Source organism: Pseudomonas sp. YuFO20, from assembly GCF_035064975.1.
GTDB classification, from domain to species: domain Bacteria; phylum Pseudomonadota; class Gammaproteobacteria; order Pseudomonadales; family Pseudomonadaceae; genus Aquipseudomonas; species Aquipseudomonas putida_AE.
In genome coordinates this window covers 40,351-58,237 of the sequence record NZ_JAXDEO010000015.1, presented here as the reverse complement: position 1 = coordinate 58,237, position 17,887 = coordinate 40,351, and the positions used below count along the sequence as shown (strand labels likewise).

The following is a 17,887-nucleotide window of genomic DNA, read 5'->3' as shown; positions in this document are numbered from 1 at the left end:
CGTGGATTCCCGATTGAATGCTTTTCTTGAACGTGCCGATGCCGTTCTGGCCCGTATCGAACCGCTGCTGCCCACCCCTCGGCAAGCCATCGACTGGACCCATTGCCTGGCTGCGCGCTGGCAGCGCGAGGGACGCAGCGGTTTTCTGCTGCCGCTGCAGGTCAGCCTGGACATGCGCCTGAGCGACCTGATCGGCGTCGATCGCCAGGTTGAGCAACTGGGGCGTAATACCCGCCAGTTCCTCGATGGCATGCCGGCCAACCATGCGCTGCTCTGGGGTTCGCGCGGCACCGGTAAATCGTCGCTGGTGCGCGCCTTGCTGGCCGAGCACGCCCAGGCCGGTCTGCGCCTGATTGAAATCGAACGCGATCACCTGGCGGACTTGCCGCGGGTGGTCGAACAGATCGCCAAGCTGCCGCAGCGTTTCGTGCTGTTCTGCGATGACCTGTCGTTCGAGTCGGGCGAAGGCGATTATCGCGTACTCAAGAGCGTACTCGACGGTTCGCTCGAACAGGCGCCGGACAACGTGTTGCTCTACGCCACGTCTAACCGTCGCCACCTGGTGCCGGAAAAGGAAAGCGATAACGAAAACTGGAAACGCGTCGATGGCGAATTGCACCCCAGCGAGGCGGTGGAAGACAAGATCGCGCTGTCGGACCGTTTCGGCCTGTGGCTGTCGTTCTATCCGTTCACCCAGGAGCACTTCCTGAACGTGGTCGAGCACTGGATCGGCCAGTTGGCCGACAAGGCCGGCCTGCCGTGGCAGCGCACCGAAGAGCTGGACATCCTCGCGGTGCGCTGGGCCACCGGGCGGGGCAATCGCAACGGACGTTGCGCGTATCAATTTGCCCGCTATTGGGTGGGGCTCAAACTGTTGGAGCACAAGGCATGATCGATTTACAAAACAGCGGCCAGGGGCTCGAGGGCTACGGCATGCTGCACGCGCAGCTGGAATCCTTGCTGGCGGACGAGCGCGATTTCATTGCCAACGCCGCGCAGTTTTCGGCGTTCCTGTTCAATCAGCTCGAGGGCTTGAACTGGGCCGGGTTCTACCTCAATCGTAACGAAGAGCTGGTGCTGGGCCCGTTTCAAGGGCAGATCGCCTGCGTGCGGATTCCGTTCGGTCGGGGCGTGTGCGGCACGGCGGCGGCGACCTTGCAGACCCAGCGCGTCGAAGACGTGCACGCGTTTGCCGGGCATATCGCCTGCGACAGTGCATCGAACAGCGAACTGGTGGTGCCCCTGGTCAAGGACGGTCGCCTGATCGGCGTACTCGACCTCGACAGCCCGCAACTGGCGCGTTTCACCTTGCAGGATCAGGCCGGTATCGAGCAGCTGGCGGCTATCTTCCTGCGCCTGACCGACTGCTGATCAGCCTTTCAAGCCTGCCTTGACCAGCAGGCTTGAGGTATCCACGGCATCGATCTGCCCTGGATCGAGGAAGCGCCGGGCGTACTGCAGATAGATCTGTGCGTTGATGAACAGCTCGAACAACTGCGGGTCGATGTGCGCATCCCGGCACATGTTGGCCATGATGCCCAGCGCTTCGCTCAGGGTCTTGGCTTTCTTGTAGGGGCGGTCGGCGGCGGTCAGCGCCTCGAAGATATCGGCAATCGCCATCATCCGCGCCGGCAGGCTCATCTGCTCACGCTTCAAGCGTTTCGGATAACCCGTGCCGTCCATTTTTTCGTGGTGGCCGCCGGCGATCTCCGCGACATTGCCCAGGTGTTCGGGGAAGGGCAGTTGGCTGAGCATCAGGATCGTCTGCACCATGTGGTGGTTGATGATGTAGCGCTCCTCAGAGGTCAAGGTGCCTCGGGTTATGCTCAGGTTGTAGAGCTCGCCGCGGTTGTACTTGTAGCGCGGGACATCGAGCTTGAAACCCCAGGGGTTGTCCTCGGCAATCAATTCGGCTTCGGCGCGTTCGAACAGATGCTCGGGCCGGTCCGCCAGCAACGCCTCGCGGACCGGCAGCGTGGGTGCCGGCGTACGCGCCTGGCGCTGGTTTTCTTCCCAGGAAACACCCAGCCGGTCATCCAGGGTTCGCGTCCAGGTGCGATGCGCGATGCTGCGCAAACGCTGCAGGTCGGCTTCGGCCATGGCCTCGCCGCCCAGGTTGCAGCGGGCGATGAAGGCGAAATCCTCATCGAGCGCCCTCAGGCTGGCCTCTCGCTGTTGCGCCAGCTGTTGCTCGTCGCCACCTTGGGCAATGGCTTGCCAATAGTCGATCCAGGCATCGCGCTTGAGCACTTCGAAGCGGGTGCGTATTTCGTGGATGCGGTCGTTCAGGGTTTCCAGTTTGGTGGCTTTGTCGACCACGTATTCCGGGGTCGTCACCTTGCCGCAGTCGTGCAGCCAGGCGGCGATGTGCAGCGCCTCCCACTCATCGTCCGTGGGCTGATAGCCGCGAAAGGCCGGGTCCTGGCTGGCGGCCGCGGCCTGGGCGAGCATCAGTGTCAGGGCCGGGACTCGCTCGCAATGGCCACCGGTGTAGGGGCTCTTGGCATCTATCGCGCCGGCCAGCAGTTTGATGAAGGCGTCCAGCAGCTGTTTTTGCCGGTCTTGCAAGCGCTGGCTTTCGATACTCACGGCGGCCGCACCGGATACTGCCTGGAGGAACGCGATGCGGTCGGGACGCAGTTTGTCCAGGTCGCTCTGGTTGCCGCTGTCGGCCAGCAGAAACACCAGCAGGCCCACGGTTTCGTTGTGACGATTGTGCAAGCGGATGCCGATCAGGTGAACTCGGGGACAGGCCATGGCCAGCAGGACTTTCTGCAGGTCTCCCGCCTGTTCGAAGCCCAGATGGGAGACGACGTTGTCGGCCGTCGATAGCTGCTGCAGCCAGGCGGGGCTGTGCGCATCATGAAGCCCGTGTGCGCTGAGGTCGAAAGACGACAGAGTTTGTGCCGTGTCGTTGATCACCAGGCCCTGGGGTTCCATAAGATCGCCATCCCCTTCGCGCAGGTAGATCAGGCCGGCCTGGGCCTGGCCAATCCTGACCGTTTCAAACAGCACCCGCTGCAGCAATGGGGCAAACCGGGTCTCGGCGCTCAGGCTGTCGGTGATCTGGAAGAAACTCGCCAGGGTGTCTTTCATGCGCGCCATGGACAGGCTCAACTGGTCGACCTCGAGCACCGGAGAGCGACGGGCGGCGGGAAAATTGAAATCGAAGCTGCGAATGGCATCCGCCTCCTGCACCAGGGCGCGCAGGGGCTTGACCAGGATCCTGGACGTCAGCCATCCCAATGGCACGCACAACAACAGGGTCGCCAGAGTAATCAGCGCGCCCTGCCAGCGCATGCGATAGGCGTCGGCAAGCAATTCATCTTCCGGTACCAGCATCGCCAGTTGCAGCCCCTGGGGGCCGCCTTCCTGCATGCTGCTGCGGGCAACGATCCAGCTACGGCCCATGGCCGTCAGGCGATTGCCAGGCCTGGGGTTGTCGAGCAGTGCTTTCAGACCGGGACTCAGGTCGGCGGCCTTGGCCAGGCGGGCGGTTTGATCGTCGACGATCAGGCGACGACTGTCGGGATAAGCGATGGCATTGCCCTGGGCATCGAACAGGACGATCTCGGTCGCCGGTGTCACCACATGTTTGGCCAAGGTGGCCGAGAGCTCGGCCAGGGTCAGGTCGGCAGCGATCACCGCATGCTCGCCGCTACGCCGTGCCAAGGTGGTGCCGACATGGTGGGTCGAGAAAAAGACGTAGGGTTCGGTGGTGATCTGGTCGACATCCTGGCTGGCACTGGTGAACCAGGCCCGGCTACGCGGATCATAGGTTTCGTCGAGATTGTCCTGACGACCGAGGAGCGTCAGGTCCTGATCGAAAAACAAGGATTGCGAATGCACCTGGCCGCTGCTGTTTCGCTCGATGCTCCATACCTGGTAGGCCGCGGTATCCGGGGCCTTGAGCAGCGCTTTCAGGTCTGGCGTGCGCAGCGGGCGAACCATGAAAAAGTCACCGTTGTCGTATCCCAGGTACAACGAAGCCAGGTCGGGGTTGTCCTTGAGCGACTGGCTGAAAGGCTGGAGCAGCGCCAGGCGCTGTTGCAGGTCGAGGGCCTGGGCTGCGGGGTTGTGCCGCAACAGGCTCAACAGATGCCGAATCGGCTCATAGGTGGCGTGCAGGTCCAGGCGCACATCCTGCTCGATTCGACTGAACAGCTTTTCGCTGCTCGAAAGAATGATCTGAGTGGTTTGCCGGTAGTGGAAAATGCCCAGCACGACCCCGGTCAGCAACAGCAGCAAAGTGAACATCACGCTGATATGAACGTGCAGGGGAAATCGCCGTTGATCCGGGCGCAGTGGGCTGGGCATGCAGGTCACTCCGTGATGGTTAACACACTGCTCCGGGTCCAAGCATAGTTAAGGCTCGGGTATTGTGCCTTTGTCGTTTTGTCCGATTTGTTGCAGCAATGCCTGTTCCAGTTCGAGCAGGGCGCGCTCCACGGCGTCGCAGTATTTGGCAACGTTCTCAGGGGAGAAGCGCTCATGGCAGGTGGCTTCGAGCGCCTCGCAGCTGTCGATCAACCGGGTGGCCTGAACGATTCGGGCGGCGCCCTTGATTTTATGGGCTATGTCGAGAAAGGCCTGCGGGTCCGGGGTGTCGGACAGTGCCAGCAGTTCCTGTCGATCCAGGCGGTTGCTGTTCAACAGTTCGGTCAGCAGGCGCAGGTCCAGCGCCGGGTCGCCCCCGGTCAACAAATGCAAGCCTTGCAGGCTGAAGGCCGGGGCCACGACCCTGGGCTTGATTTCCTTTATTCCCTTGATGCCCGTGACCCATTGACTCAAGGCGGCCAGGGACAGGGGCTTGAACAGGCAGTCGTCCATCCCGGCCTGTTTGCAGCGTTGAACTTCTTCCGGCTGAGCGTTGGCGGTAAAGCCCAGGAGGGTGCAGCGCGGCTGTTGAGTGTGTTGTTCGTGTCGACGAATGGCCTGGGCCAGTTCATACCCATTCATGACTGGCATGTTGCAATCGGCGACCACCAGGTCGAAGGCGGCGGATTTCCATGCGTCCAATCCAGCCTGGCCGTCCGCCGCGACACTGAATCGATGACCCAGGAACTCAAGCTGCTGGCACATCAGCAAGCGATTGGCCGCGTGGTCGTCGACCACCAGCACATTCAAGGGGATTGTCGCGCAGTAGATCGGAGGCTCGGCGGTTTGCGCCCTGGAGTCGCGAGGCAGTGTGGATAACGGCAACGAAATCCTTACCCGGGTACCGACGCCCGGCTGGCTGCTCAACTGCAGGCTGCCGTTCATCATTTCGCACAGGCTGCGACTGATCACCAGTCCAAGCCCGGCACCGCCCCGTGCCGACTGCCCGGTATTGGCGGCTTGAGCGAAAGGTTCGAACAGGCGTTGCTGATCCTCATGACTGATCCCCGGGCCGCTGTCTTCGACCAGCAACAGCATGTGCGCCCGGTCAGCCTCGCTGCTCAGGTCCAGGGTCACAATAATCCTGACCTGGCCGTGCTCGGTAAACTTGATGGCATTGCTGACCAGGTTCGACAACACCTGCTTGAAGCGCAGGGGATCGAGCAACACGTCGATAGCCGGATTGGCCGGGTTGAATTGCAGTTGCAACTCGAGTCCCTTTTGCCGGGCCAGCCCATCGAAGATACGCGCTACCGACGCCACGATTTCCTCCGGGTTGACCCGTTCCGGGTTCAGGCTCAGGTGCCCGGACTCGATGCGCGCAATATCGAGAATGTCCCCGATCAGTTCCAGCAGGTCCTTTGCCGAGTGGTACGCCACATCAATGGCGGGACGATCCGGGTGGTGTTGTTCGATGCGCTTGAGCGTCAGTTCGAGCATGCCGATGACGGCATTCATCGGGGTGCGGATTTCATGGCTCATGGTGGCCAGGAACGTGCTCTTGGCCCGGTTGGCTTCGTCGGCGCGCTCTTTGGCGCATCGCAGGTCATCGAACAATTGGCGCCGTTCGCTGATGTCGATCCAGCCGCCAATGATGCCTTGCACCTCACCGCTCGAGTCGCGGTAGGGAAGAATCCAGTGATAGATGGTCAACCGGCGACCGCCAATGTGCAGCGCACGGTCAAGGATCATCGGCGTGCCTTCGGCCACCACACGCTGGTAATCGGCCTGGTACTCGCGCGCTTCGAAGGCGTTACTCATGGTGCCCTGGATCACGCTTTTGCCGATCACGTCTTCGCGTTTTGCGTTAAAGGCGCGCAGGTAGCTGTCGTTGCAACTTTGCAGCAGTCCTTGACGATCACGCACATAGATCGGGTGAGGCGTGCCGTTGACCAGTGAACGCATGAACTCGAATTGATCGTTCAGCGCTCGTTCGGCCGCCTTGCGCTGGTTGATCTGGCGCCGCATGTAGGCGTTCCAGGTCACGGAGATCAGCAACAGCAAGCCGGCGCCGATCACGATCTGATAGAACACCCGCTGATATTGGCGCCAGGTGTTTTGCGAGGAGGCCGAATAGCCGCGCCAGCGACTGTTGATGACGCCCAGCTCCTGCGGCGCGATGCTCAACAGTGCCTTGTTGAGGATGTCATTGAGTTCCTTGGCCTCGCGCCCCGTTGCCAGGGAGAACGCCGCCTGCTGGGTGCCTATGGTGGTGCTGATTTGCAGCTCGGTTTCGAACAGTTGCGAGGCGATGAAGTAGTTGGCGATCACCAGTGAATTCACCGCTCCTTCAACCCGGCCTTCGGCGAGCATTTCCACGGCGCTGAAGGCGTCCGGGGTCTGGATCAACCTGATCTGCGGGAACTCGCTGCGCAGATAGTCCATAAGCGGGTTGCCGCGGGCAATGGCCAGGCTTTTGTTCTTGAGCTGTGCAAGGTTTGTCGGACTGTCGTGCGCCTTGCGTGTCAGCAGGACATAGGAGTTCTGCAGGTACGGGCGGGTAAAGTTCAGCAAGGTATCCCGTTGTGCACTAGGGAGCATCGCGGCGATCAGATCGGCTTGATCGGTGTTGATTCGCTTGATCATGTCGCTGTCGCTACGGCTGCGCTGAACGTCGAAGCGCAGGCCGGTGCGCAATCTGATCAGCTCAAGCAAATCCGCGGCAATCCCGCGAAAGTTACCGGCACTGTCAAAAAACGTCAGCGGCGCATAGGCCTCATTGACGACTACCCGGACCACTGGATGTTGCGCCAGCCAGCGCTCCTCACTGTAACTGAGCTGCAGTTTTTGATCGGTGAGCAGGATATCGCTACCGGCGCTCCAGCGTTTGGCGATGTTTTCCCGTTCGCTGGCGGGGATGGCCATGAGCGTCGTATTGATGATGGCGAGCAGTTGAGGATTGTTCCTGTGCACGGCAAAGCTGAAACCATGGGCTTCGTGCTTGCCGAAACTGGCCATGCGAATATTGTTCAGATAACCCTTGTTGATCATGTAATGGGTTGAAATGGTGTCGCCGAGAAAAACATCGGCCTGGCCGAAAGCCACTGCATTGATCGCGTTCTGGTAGGACGGGTAGGCGTCGATGATTGCCTTCGGGTAAAGGGCCTTGACCTCCTCCAGGGGCAGGTAGTGATACACCATGCTGAGCCGCAAACCGGCCAGGCCATCATTGAGCGGCCGGGTTTCGCCTTCACGTGTCACCAGCACCGGTTGATCGACCGCATAGGGTGTGGAAAGCGCGATGTCGTCATTGTTCGCTTCGAATCCGTTGGCGGTGCCCAGCAGGTCGACCTCGCCTTTTTCGAGCGCTTCGATCGCCGCTCCCCGGGAGGCGAAGCGTTGAACCTTGACGGGCAGGCCGAGGGCCTCGCCGAGTATGCCCGCGTAGTCGGCGGTAAACCCTTCATATTCACGGCCGCTGCTGGTCAGGTCGAAAGGGGGGTAGTCGGGTGCCGAGGTGCCGAGGATCAGCTCACGTTTACCCTCGACCCATTGTCGTTGTGATTGATCCAGCTGGACTTCCAGGTGCAGGGGCGCTGAACGACTGAGCAAGGCGTATTGTTCATGCTCCTGCGCGGCGTACAGCTCGGTGCACAGGCACAAGCCCGTGGACATGATCAGCAGATAGTCCTTCAAGCGGCTGGGCATTCTGTGCCTCACACTAACGCGTTACGTTTTGCCATCTCGATGAGTTCAACCAGGGATTTGGCCTTGAGTTTCTGCATGAGTCGTTTTTTATAAGTGCTGACGGTCTTGTTACTCAGGAACATGCCTTTGGCGATTTCCTTGTTACTGCGACCCTGGGCAAAAAGTTGCAATACCATGAGTTCCCGGTCATTGACTGACTTGAACAGTTCAAGTTCGGCGCACCGCGCTTCGTCACCACGGGCAGGGTTCAAGGCTTCACTGGGAAAGTAGTTATAACCGGACAGTACCGCTTTGATGGCGCTCACCAGCTCACTTAGATCTTCCTGTTTGCATACATAACCCGAGGCACCGGATTGCATGCAGCGGATACCGAATAATGTCGGGCATTGTGCAGTCAATACCAGGATTCTCAGGGGTGTACTCATTGCGTTGAAACGGGCAAGCACTTCCAGGCCATCCAGTTTGGGAATGCTGATATCGAGGATGACCAGGTCGGGCATGCATTCACGCACCATCTGCATGGCATCGACACCATTATCGGTTTCACCAACGACCTTGTAGCCCTCGTGTTCCAGCAACATGCGAACGGCAAGGCGGATGACAGGATGATCGTCGACAATAAAAACGGAGTTCATAATCAAATCCCTGCGAGCTCGGATAAAGCGCGCACCTTAGCTCAGATAGTTAGGGGGACGTATGAACTGACGGGTCTGTCGTAGCAATATAGGAATGTTCCTACATGCGAAAAGGAAATGGATTACGTGTCAATCGGTATTTTTTGGTAAGTTGCCACAAAAGATGTTGCTGTTTAGTTATTGGGAGCAGGGTGGTGATATGTGGGTTACACACTTTTTAAAGGCGCTTGGTTGCAGGATGACGGTATCAGTTTCAATAAGTATCTCAGCTCGCACTGTTTTAATGGTTTTATCAAGCAGCCAAGTAATGGCAATCCATTGACGAGGGCCAGATTTTCAAGTTCGCCCAGTTCATTGGATGTCAGGCTGCTTAGAAGTATGGCCTGCTTGATCAGCCCCTGGTGGCTGGCGATTGATATCAGGTCGATGCCGCAAACATCGGGCAGGCATTGGTCGCATAACAGGATGTCGAAGGGCTGCTCGGCGCTGAGCATGTGGTGCAAGGCGCTCCTGGCACAATCGCTGGTGGTCAAGTGAGTGAAGCCGTAACTCTCGAGCAGACATTGGGTGGCCCTGAGCTGAAACGGATGGTCCTCCACCAGCATGATGCGCAGATTGTCGTTGATCATGGTGTTCACGCTTCTTCTGTCGGAACGATAGGCGTGATTGTTTCCCGACAGCCGCCGCGCATTCGATCAGTGCACTCGACAGGCGTTGTAGGGGGATTCGGTGTTGCTTGAATGTTTTTGGATTTTCAGGACTGATCGGCCATTACCGAGGGGGTAATGGCTGATCTATCGCTTGTCGTCAGTGGCTGGAACGACCGGTCATTTCCAGGGCCATGTGGCTGGCGTAGCTGTCGGTCATGCCGGCGATGAAATCAATCATGCGCAGGAACGAGTTGTGCAGAGGGCCGTTCGGATCGGGTGCATTGTTGCCCAGCAGGTCGAGCACCCGCCGGCTCTTGAAGGACGGCGTTCGACCGTTGTGCTGCTCCAGTGCGGCACCGCAAAAAGCATTGAGCAGAATTTCCAGGGTGGTATAGGCACCGATCTCATGCAGGGTCTTGCGCTTGTCCTGGAAGATCTTCTGCCGCGCCATGTCCTTGGCATTGAGCACACAGCGTTTGGCCGGGCCGTGCATGTGCTCCACCAGGTCACCCGCCAGGGTGCCGGCCAACAGCGCATCCTGCTGCTCGACAAAGGCGCGGGCCGCGGCATTGGTCAGGTGTTCGATGGCCTTGCCGCGCAGGATCGCCAGTTTGCGCCGCCGCGAATCCTGCGGGCCGAGCAGGCGATAGGTTTGCGGCAGATCGTCGCCCACCAGGTCCAGTAACAGCGACTCGACTTCGGCATACTCCAGCAAGTCCATTTCCAGGCCGTCTTCGAGGTCGATCAAGGCGTAGCAGATGTCATCGGCGGCCTCCATCAGGTACACCAGCGGATGGCGCGCCCAGCGCTGCTCCTCCAGTTGCGGCAGGCCAAGTTTTTGCGCGATCTGCTCCAGCAGCGGCAGCTCGCTCTGGTAGCAACCGAACTTGTGTTTCTTGTACCCCAGCGAGTCGGCGTGCCTGGCCGTCCATGGATACTTCAGGTAAGTGCCCAGGGTGGCGTAGGTCAGCCGGGTTCCGCCGTCGAACTGGTGGTACTCAAGCTGGGTCAATACCCGAAAGCCCTGGGCGTTGCCTTCGAAGTTGAGGAAGTCATTGCGTTGCGCTTCGCTCATCGCATCCAGCCAGCCGCGCCCCGCGGCCTGCTGGAACCAGTGCCGAATCGCGTCTTCGCCGGAATGGCCGAAGGGTGGATTGCCAATGTCATGGGCCAGGCAGGCCGATTGCACCACCATCCCCAGGTCACTGGGATCACACCAGTCGGGCAGGGCGCTACGGATGGTTTCGCCGACGCGCATGCCCAGTGAGCGGCCGACGCAACTGACTTCCAGCGAATGGGTCAGGCGCGTGTGGATATGGTCGTTGCTGTGCACGGGATGAACCTGGGTCTTGCGCCCCAGACGGCGGAACGCCCCCGAGAAAATGATGCGGTCATGGTCTTTGTGAAAAGGACTGCGGCCCAGTTCTTCCGGGCTGTGCAGAGGCTTTCCGAGGCGTTCGCGGGTAAGCAGGGTAGGCCAATCCAAGGCTGGTTCGCTCCGTCAGGGGACTGATCGGCTAGCTTCCCGGTTCGCAACGCTGCCTGCAAGCGTCACTACAGCCCGACCGCGTCGATATCGATGAGCAGCAGGCGTTCGCCGTTGTCGAAAAATTGTCCGGCGGTGAGGCAGTACTGATTGCTGGTGGCGTCGCGGTAGGTGTTGGAGAGGGTCAGCTGCGGCTCCTCACAACCCTGCGCCAGCAGGTGATAGAAATACGGACGCCAGGACCAGTTATGGCCCAGGTAGCGGTTGTCGGCGACCCAGCCGTTGTTGCGCCATTCCAGGTTGGGCGTCAGCTGCGTGCCGTGACGGTCGCACTGATAGAAACGCAGCAGCCAGGGAAAGGCATCCAGTTGTGGCAGCGCACTCAGGGGCGCGCAAGTCTGTGCCCAGTGCTGCAGGATCGCCATCAGTTCGCCCAGTTGTTGGCGCATGATCATCAGGCGACCGCGTTCGGCCAACTTCTGCTGCACATAGCGCTGGCGCAGGTGGGCAAAGCGCTCGACGAAGGCATCGGCGGCAAAGAAATCCGCTTGTGCCCGGGCAAACAGAAACCCCTGGACATAACGTGAGCCGCACTCCAGGGCAAAATTCAGTTGCGCTTCGGTTTCCACGCCTTCGGCAATGATCCAGCACCCGGTTTTTTCCGCCATTTGTGCCAGCGCCTTGACCACGTCACTGCTGGGGCCGCCCAACGCGGCTGCCTGGAACAGGCGCATGTCGAGCTTGAGGATGTCTGGCTGCAGCGCCAGTACCCGATCGAGCTGGGAGTAGCCGGCGCCGAAATCATCGATGGCAATCCGTGCGCCGGCTTGCCGGTAACGCGCCACCACCTGTGCCAGGCGCTGGATGTCGCCACCCAGTTCGGTAATTTCGAAAACGATGCGCTGCGGATCTATTCCGTGCTTTTGCAGCTGACCAAGACTTGGCAAGGGTTGGTCCGGGCGCAGGCGGCTGATCCAGCGGGGGGAAATGTTCAGGCTGAGAAACCAGTCGCCAGGCGCTTCGTGCAGGCGACTCAGGGCGTTATCGCGCAGCTGACGGTCGAGGCGACGCAGGGCGACGGCGTTGGTGCGGGGGGCGGCGAACAGCGGCCCCACCGAGGCGAGTTGGCCGTCGGCCTGACGCAGTCGACCCAGGGCTTCCACGCCGGCGATACGGCCGGTGGCGGTATCGATGAACGGCTGAAAGCAGGCGAGCGGTTGCCCGTCGATCACAAGGCCTCCTTGGATGGATCTTGTTGTTGGATAAAGCCTGGTCACCGGGTAGGCGCGCAGGATCGAACCCCTCGATAGAGAGGTTCGATCCTGCGGTTACTGCAAGAATGTAGCCAGATACTGACAGGGTCAGTGTTTACGCGAAGAGCCTTGCATGACCAGCTTGACCAGAGGCCCCAGCGTGGTGCCCAGACGGATGAGCCGGGTCAGGCTGCCCAGGCCTGCGCCGCTCCGCGTGCCCTTGCCGGTCAGGAAGCCCAACAAGGTAACGGCCGCCACGCCCCACAGAGGTGCATGCTTGATGCCGAACCCATCGTGCAGGTTCTGGCCCATGCCACGCAGCCGATGCAGGGGTTGCAGCAGTTGCCCGGATTCGTGACGGATTTCCTGGCGATGCATTTCCATGCGCAGGCGGATCAGTGCCTTGCGCATTTCCGTGCGTGAGCTGTTTCGAGGCAGTTCAGGCAGGTTCATGGCAGCAGGCGCTCCCGATCATTGGCCAATTCTTCCAACGTGCCATGGAAGGGCGAGGATTCATCGAAGATTGCCGCTCTCAGGCGTATCCCGCAGAACACGCAGGCAAGGGTGTAGAACACGCACAGTGAGATGATGGCGGGCAGGCGATAGGTGTCCCAGAACACGATCAACACCAGTGTCGACAGCCCAACCAACAACAATAACGCGAACACCAGCGCCAGGCCGGCAAACAGCAACAGGCTTACGGTGCGGGCCTTTTGCTCCTGCAATTCGATACCGAACAGTTCGACGTGACTGTGCAGCAACCCAAGAACGGCGGCGCCGAGGCGTCGCGGTGAGGAACTGGCGCCCGTCCCGGACGAGCCGATTTCATCGATCGCCATGATCAGCGCCGGGTTGCCAGCAAGCCAATGAGGAAACCCACGCCGGCGGCAATACCGACCGATTGCCATGGGTTGGCCTGGACATAGTCCTCGGTGGCGGTCACGGCTGCCTTGCCGCGTTCGCGCAGGGAGTCTTCGGTCAGTTTCAGGGTTTCCCTTGCACGCAGCAGACTGTCGTGGATCTGGTCGCGCAATTCATCGGCCTGGTCACCGGCCAGGGAGGCGGTGTGTTCCAGCAACCGTTCGGTATCGCTGACCAGTGTCTGAAAATCGCTCATCAGGATTTCTTGAGCAGTCTTTGCCTTGATGCTGGCCATTGGTGATCTCCATAAGTGGCGTCTGAATCGTTCGAGTATGAGCCTTGTGCGAAGGTTCAGTACAAATGACTGGTACAACTTTTGCTGTGTCGTGGTGCGTCGGCTCGCGCCGTTGCGCTGTTGCTGGGCAAGATTCCAGTAAAACCTTAACTCAAACAATCAAAACCCGCGCAAATGTCCCGGTCGTGATTGGCCTTGATGAACCCCGTGCTTCAAAACGGTTCATCGGGAGAGACCTGTTCGATTCGACAAGTCTCAACTTGGTGCATGGATTGCCCGCGCGAACTGCTTTGGTGCTTTTTTTCAGCCTTAAGGTCTGCCAAATCCATGGAAAATCTGCAAAGCGCTGTGGACACCCTGGTTCATAGCTCCAATACATTGTTCATCCTGATCGGTGCGGTCATGGTGTTGGCCATGCACGCCGGCTTCGCCTTCCTGGAAGTCGGGACTGTCCGGCAAAAAAACCAGGTCAATGCCCTGTCGAAAATCCTCAGCGACTTCGCCGTTTCCACACTGGCTTACTTCTTTATAGGCTATTGGATTTCCTACGGCGTCACCTTTATGCAACCGGCGGCCGTGATCAACGCCGATCACGGCTATGGCCTGGTGAAGTTTTTCTTCCTGCTGACCTTTGCCGCGGCGATCCCGGCGATCATTTCCGGGGGCATCGCCGAGCGTGCCCGGTTCGTTCCGCAATTGTGCGCGACAGCGTTGATTGTGGCGTTCATCTATCCCTTCTTCGAGGGCATGATCTGGAACGGCAACCTGGGTCTGCAGGCCTGGCTGCTGGAGCGCTTTGGCGCCAGCTTCCATGATTTCGCCGGTTCCGTTGTCGTTCACGCCATGGGCGGTTGGCTGGCGCTGGCGGCGGTGCTGTTGCTTGGGCCACGCGATGGGCGTTATCGCGAAGGGCGGCTGGTGGCGTTCGCGCCGTCGAGCATTCCGTTCCTGGCGTTGGGCTCGTGGATTCTCATTGTCGGCTGGTTCGGCTTCAACGTGATGAGTGCGCAAACCCTGCAAGGGGTCAGCGGGCTGGTTGCGGTGAACTCGCTGATGGCCATGGTCGGCGGCACGATGGCGGCGCTGATCGTCGGGCGCAATGACCCGGGCTTTCTGCACAACGGGCCGCTGGCCGGTCTGGTGGCAATCTGTGCTGGCTCCGACCTGATGCATCCGGTGGGTGCGCTGGTCACCGGTGCCATTGCCGGGGCGCTGTTTGTCTGGTGCTTTACGGCCGCACAAGGCAAATGGCATATCGATGACGTGCTGGGGGTGTGGCCGCTGCATGGTCTGTGTGGCGTCTGGGGCGGGGTAGCCTGCGGCATCTTCGGCCAGGCGGCCTTGGGCGGGTTGGGCGGTGTGAGCATCGTCAGCCAGTTGATCGGCACGGCACTGGGTGTGGTGGTAGCGCTGGCCGGTGGTTTTGCGGTGTATGGCGTGATCAAGGCATTCCATGGTTTGCGCCTGAGCCAGGAAGAAGAGTATTACGGCGCGGACTTGTCGGTGCACAAGATCGGCGCCGTCAGCCAGGATTAGCCGTGGTTCATTGGCTCGACGACATTTCGGGGCGGGCCTAGAATAAGCACTCAATTTCTTGGTAGAGCGCTCATGCTTCCTGAATGTCAGCTGTTCGGCACTCTCGGGTGTCATCTCTGTGAAGTGGCCGAAGCCATGTTGATGGAGTTTGTCGAGCGTGGCCTGCTGGTGGAACTGGTGGACATCGCTGACGACGAATCCTGGTTCGCCGCCTACAGCCTGCGCATCCCGGTGTTGCGTCGGGTCGATACCGGCGCGGAACTGGGTTGGCCCTTCAGTGCCGACGAAGTGGTTGCCTTCCTGGGTTAAACGGTTTTGTGGGTGGACAGGTTCCGCCCGTCGAACTTTAGAGCCGATCCCCTTGGCTTAATCGACGTTATTCGGATACTGTATGCGCATACAGTTATTCGGATTGCTGTCCTGCTGCCGTTGATTTTTGGCGTTGGGCGGGGCAACTCCGGGCGTGAGGGGGATGAGTCGTGGTCAATGTCGAACAATTGAAGAGCAGCGTTAATCGCATGTCGGTGGATGTGGTACGCGAAGCCGTCGCCGAATTGCGCCTGGACGGCCTGGTGACGGAAGGAAAAACGCCCTTCAACAAGCTGCATTTCAATACCTGCTTTGCCGAAATCGAAGCTTTGTTCCAGCGCGCGGGCTTTCACCGCCAGCTGGATGTCGTGGGTTATCAGGGTTTGTTGTATGCACTGTATGACCCGGGTCGCTGGGAGGCGGTCGACGTGCTGCGCTGGCTCAAGGAGTACACCGAGGCGGCGCAGATACCGGCGTAAGGATTCTGCGCTAGGTTCGTTTGCGCCGCTGTTGGATAATGCCGCTCTGCATTCAAGGTAAGAGCTTTTGTATGTCCACTTCAGCATTTTCTGCTGCACACAGCCAGGCCAGCACACTGTACCTGCCGCCTGGCCCGTGGCAGACCGTTTTCGATTGCCTGTGCGAGCACTTCAGCGCCATCAGTCGTGAACAATGGCTGGACAGAATCGCTCGCGGTCGCGTCCTCGATGGGCAGGGCGCGCCCATTGCCCTTGACCTGCCTTACAGGGAAGGCTTGCGGATTCACTATTTTCGCGAAGTGCCTGACGAAAAACCGATCCCGGTGGTCGAGTCGATCCTGTACGCGGACGAGCATCTGGTGGTGGCGGACAAGCCACATTTTCTACCCGTAACCCCGGCGGGTGAGTACGTCGAACAGACCTTGTTGCGTCGCCTTATCCGTCGCCTGGACAACCCGCACCTGGTGCCCTTGCATCGCATCGACCGGCATACCGCGGGTCTGGTGCTGTTTTCCGCCAACCCGCAGAGCCGTTCGGCGTATCAGTCGCTGTTTCCTTCGCGGCAGATCGAAAAGCGCTACGAGGCTATCGCCCGGGCATTACCTGACCTGACGTTTCCACTGGTGCACAAGAGCCGACTCATCGATGGCGAGCCGTTCTTTCGCATGCAGGAAGGGCCGGGCGCCAGCAACACCGAGACGGCTGTGGAAGTCCGGGAAAAGAACGGCGACCTCTGGCGCTATGGGCTTTATCCGGTGACGGGCAAGAAACATCAGTTGCGGGTGCACATGACCGCCCTGGGCGCCAGCATCTGCAACGACCCGTTTTATCCCCGGGTGCTCAAGGACGTGGAAGATGACTATGCCAACCCGCTGAAACTGCTGGCCCAGGGGCTGAAATTTGTAGACCCGGTGACGGGTGAGGGCCGGGAGTACGAGAGCGCAATCACGTTGCAGTGGTGAGCAGGGCATTCAAAAAAATCGAATTTATGCCCAGGCCTGCAGTCTTTTGATCAGGCGCCACGCCTGTGGCGTTCGATACCTCCCATGCAAGGAGATATTCATGAAACGCACGGTTTTCGCCGGAATGTTGATTTGCACCGCCCTGTTGGCCTCTCCCGTATTCGCCGCAGACAGCGACCTGTGCACCATCAAGCTCCAGGAGCTCAAGGACAAGGTCACCAGCCTGCCGGCCACGTCCGAAAACACCACCATGGAAATCAAGCGGATGCAGGCCAGCGCTGAATCGGCCCGGGCCGCCAACGACGACAAGAAATGCATCACCGAGGCCACGCAGGCACTGGCACGCGTGGATAAACTGAACAATGAGCCGAACCCTTAGCGAGGGTTTTCCAGAGGCGAATAAAAATGCCCCGACCAGTCGGGGCATTTTCATGTATCCGGTAGTCGCCGCGAAGATTACAACTCTTTGACGGTACGAACCTGATCCTTGTTGATGCGGGTCTGCTTGCCATCCAGCTGTTCGAATTCGTAGAAGCCCGAATCCTGGTCGTAGTTTGGCGTGTCGACGGCCTGGATTTCGCGACCGTCATTCAAGGTGATCACAGTAGGCGATGCGCAACCGGCGAGGGTAGCGAGGCCCAGTGCAAGCATGAAAGTGGCCAGGGTCCGTTGAGTCATGGAAGTGTCTCCGAAAAAATGAATTCTTTTGGTTGCTGGGCTTGAGACGTAAACAGCGCGCGCAAGTTCCTTGGTACTCAGTCTGACACAGTGTCTGACGTACTTAACAGTTCGGGCGTGTTGAGGTTTGCCAGGCGCGGATCGTTGTCGGGGCACTGCAACGCAGTAGCACCCAGCTGGCGCATCAGTCGACCCGGGCTACGTTCACCCTCCTTCCAGGCCGTTTCGAAATCAGCGCGCAGTGCCACTGGAATAATGCACAGCAACGGCTCCCAGTGGCCGTCATGGCGCAGCATCAAGGGTTTGTCCGGATGCTGGCTGGCGGCTTCGCGCATGCTGCTGAGCAGTGCCTGGTCAATGCGCGGGACATCACATGGCAAGACTAGCAGATGATTGTGACGGGCCGCTTTGAGACCGGCACGAATGCCCGCCAATGGCCCCGGAAAATCGCCTTCGTCGTCATGGACCAATTGATCGGCGTAGGGCGCGTACTTTTCCAGGTTCCGGTTGCACGAGATGATCAGGTCATCGCTCAGCGCGCGTGTCTTGCGATGCAGATGTGCAATCAGCGGCTCGCCGTGCCATTCCAGCAACCCCTTGTCCTGGCCGCCCATGCGCTGGCCGCGGCCGCCTGCCAGGAGCAAAATGGAGCAGGGTGGCAACGCTGGGTTCGAAGTCATGGCAGGCCTCCATGGGGGCGGCGAAAAATGAGGTCGCT

General features: G+C 59.8%; 18 protein-coding genes. 7 read left to right on the top strand and 11 right to left on the bottom strand.

Annotated features, from left to right (window positions below; translation table 11 throughout):
- The first annotated feature begins 1 nt into the window (after window position 1).
- Entirely contained in the window at window positions 2-892 is an 891-nt protein-coding gene (locus SOP85_RS10665; protein ID WP_274073043.1) for an ATP-binding protein, read from the top strand.
- Entirely contained in the window at window positions 889-1,371 is a 483-nt protein-coding gene (locus tag SOP85_RS10660) for a GAF domain-containing protein (RefSeq protein ID WP_323626924.1), read from the top strand. The genes SOP85_RS10665 and SOP85_RS10660 overlap by 4 nt, the downstream gene beginning before the upstream one ends.
- Here SOP85_RS10660 and SOP85_RS10655 read toward each other — a convergent pair whose 3' ends face one another.
- The 9 genes from SOP85_RS10655 to SOP85_RS10615 all read right to left on the bottom strand — a co-directional run bounded on the left by SOP85_RS10655 (window position 1,372) and on the right by SOP85_RS10615 (window position 13,205).
- Window positions 1,372-4,317 carry an HD domain-containing phosphohydrolase gene (locus tag SOP85_RS10655; RefSeq protein WP_323626923.1) on the bottom strand — a complete coding sequence of 982 codons (2,946 nt, stop codon included), beginning with the start codon at window positions 4,315-4,317 and terminating at the stop codon, window positions 1,372-1,374.
- Window positions 4,318-4,365: 48 nt separating this feature from the next.
- Window positions 4,366-8,025: a transporter substrate-binding domain-containing protein gene (locus SOP85_RS10650; protein ID WP_323626922.1), complete on the bottom strand. Its 3,660-nt coding sequence runs from the start codon at window positions 8,023-8,025 to the stop codon at window positions 4,366-4,368.
- An 8-nt stretch (window positions 8,026-8,033) separates the two neighbouring features.
- Window positions 8,034-8,660, bottom strand: coding sequence for a response regulator transcription factor (locus tag SOP85_RS10645; RefSeq protein WP_274073047.1), 627 nt, complete (start codon window positions 8,658-8,660; stop codon window positions 8,034-8,036).
- Window positions 8,661-8,866: 206 nt separating this feature from the next.
- Entirely contained in the window at window positions 8,867-9,289 is a 423-nt protein-coding gene (locus tag SOP85_RS10640) for a response regulator (protein ID WP_323626921.1), read from the bottom strand.
- A 178-nt stretch (window positions 9,290-9,467) separates the two neighbouring features.
- Window positions 9,468-10,796 (bottom strand): deoxyguanosinetriphosphate triphosphohydrolase, encoded by a 1,329-nt coding sequence (locus SOP85_RS10635; protein WP_274073093.1) that lies wholly within the window; start codon window positions 10,794-10,796, stop codon window positions 9,468-9,470.
- A gap of 68 nt (window positions 10,797-10,864) precedes the next feature.
- The gene (locus tag SOP85_RS10630; protein ID WP_274073094.1) at window positions 10,865-12,028 is read right to left on the bottom strand and encodes an EAL domain-containing protein; all 1,164 of its coding nucleotides are present in this window, start codon (window positions 12,026-12,028) and stop codon (window positions 10,865-10,867) included.
- A gap of 129 nt (window positions 12,029-12,157) precedes the next feature.
- Window positions 12,158-12,502 (bottom strand): hypothetical protein, encoded by a 345-nt coding sequence (locus tag SOP85_RS10625; RefSeq protein ID WP_274073095.1) that lies wholly within the window; start codon window positions 12,500-12,502, stop codon window positions 12,158-12,160.
- Window positions 12,499-12,888, bottom strand: coding sequence for a phage holin family protein (locus tag SOP85_RS10620; RefSeq protein ID WP_274073096.1), 390 nt, complete (start codon window positions 12,886-12,888; stop codon window positions 12,499-12,501). Before SOP85_RS10620 ends, SOP85_RS10625 begins: the two co-directional genes overlap by 4 nt.
- Before the next feature lie 2 nt (window positions 12,889-12,890).
- Window positions 12,891-13,205 carry a DUF883 family protein gene (locus SOP85_RS10615; RefSeq protein WP_008055105.1) on the bottom strand — a complete coding sequence of 105 codons (315 nt, stop codon included), beginning with the start codon at window positions 13,203-13,205 and terminating at the stop codon, window positions 12,891-12,893.
- 327 nt (window positions 13,206-13,532) lie between these two features.
- On the opposite strand from SOP85_RS10615, the gene SOP85_RS10610 reads away from it, so the two are divergent.
- The 5 genes from SOP85_RS10610 (at window position 13,533) to SOP85_RS10590 (ending at window position 16,870) form a co-directional block, all read left to right on the top strand.
- A complete protein-coding gene (locus SOP85_RS10610; RefSeq protein WP_323626920.1) occupies window positions 13,533-14,741 on the top strand; it encodes an ammonium transporter in 1,209 nt (402 codons plus the stop codon).
- Window positions 14,742-14,813: 72 nt separating this feature from the next.
- Complete coding sequence (locus tag SOP85_RS10605) at window positions 14,814-15,050, top strand: glutaredoxin family protein (RefSeq protein ID WP_102700819.1); 237 nt, start codon at window positions 14,814-14,816, stop codon at window positions 15,048-15,050.
- A gap of 170 nt (window positions 15,051-15,220) precedes the next feature.
- Window positions 15,221-15,529 (top strand): transcriptional regulator, encoded by a 309-nt coding sequence (locus tag SOP85_RS10600; RefSeq protein ID WP_274073098.1) that lies wholly within the window; start codon window positions 15,221-15,223, stop codon window positions 15,527-15,529.
- Between the two features lie 71 nt (window positions 15,530-15,600).
- Window positions 15,601-16,491: a pseudouridine synthase gene (locus tag SOP85_RS10595; protein WP_323626919.1), complete on the top strand. Its 891-nt coding sequence runs from the start codon at window positions 15,601-15,603 to the stop codon at window positions 16,489-16,491.
- A gap of 100 nt (window positions 16,492-16,591) precedes the next feature.
- A complete protein-coding gene (locus SOP85_RS10590) occupies window positions 16,592-16,870 on the top strand; it encodes a hypothetical protein (protein ID WP_323607054.1) in 279 nt (92 codons plus the stop codon).
- 77 nt (window positions 16,871-16,947) lie between these two features.
- Here SOP85_RS10590 and SOP85_RS10585 read toward each other — a convergent pair whose 3' ends face one another.
- On the bottom strand, window positions 16,948-17,169 hold the full coding sequence (locus SOP85_RS10585) for a YgdI/YgdR family lipoprotein (RefSeq protein ID WP_274073101.1): 222 nt from the start codon (window positions 17,167-17,169) through the stop codon (window positions 16,948-16,950).
- Window positions 17,170-17,246: 77 nt separating this feature from the next.
- On the bottom strand, window positions 17,247-17,849 hold the full coding sequence (mobA, locus tag SOP85_RS10580) for a molybdenum cofactor guanylyltransferase MobA (RefSeq protein ID WP_274073102.1): 603 nt from the start codon (window positions 17,847-17,849) through the stop codon (window positions 17,247-17,249).
- Window positions 17,850-17,887: the final 38 nt, after the last annotated feature.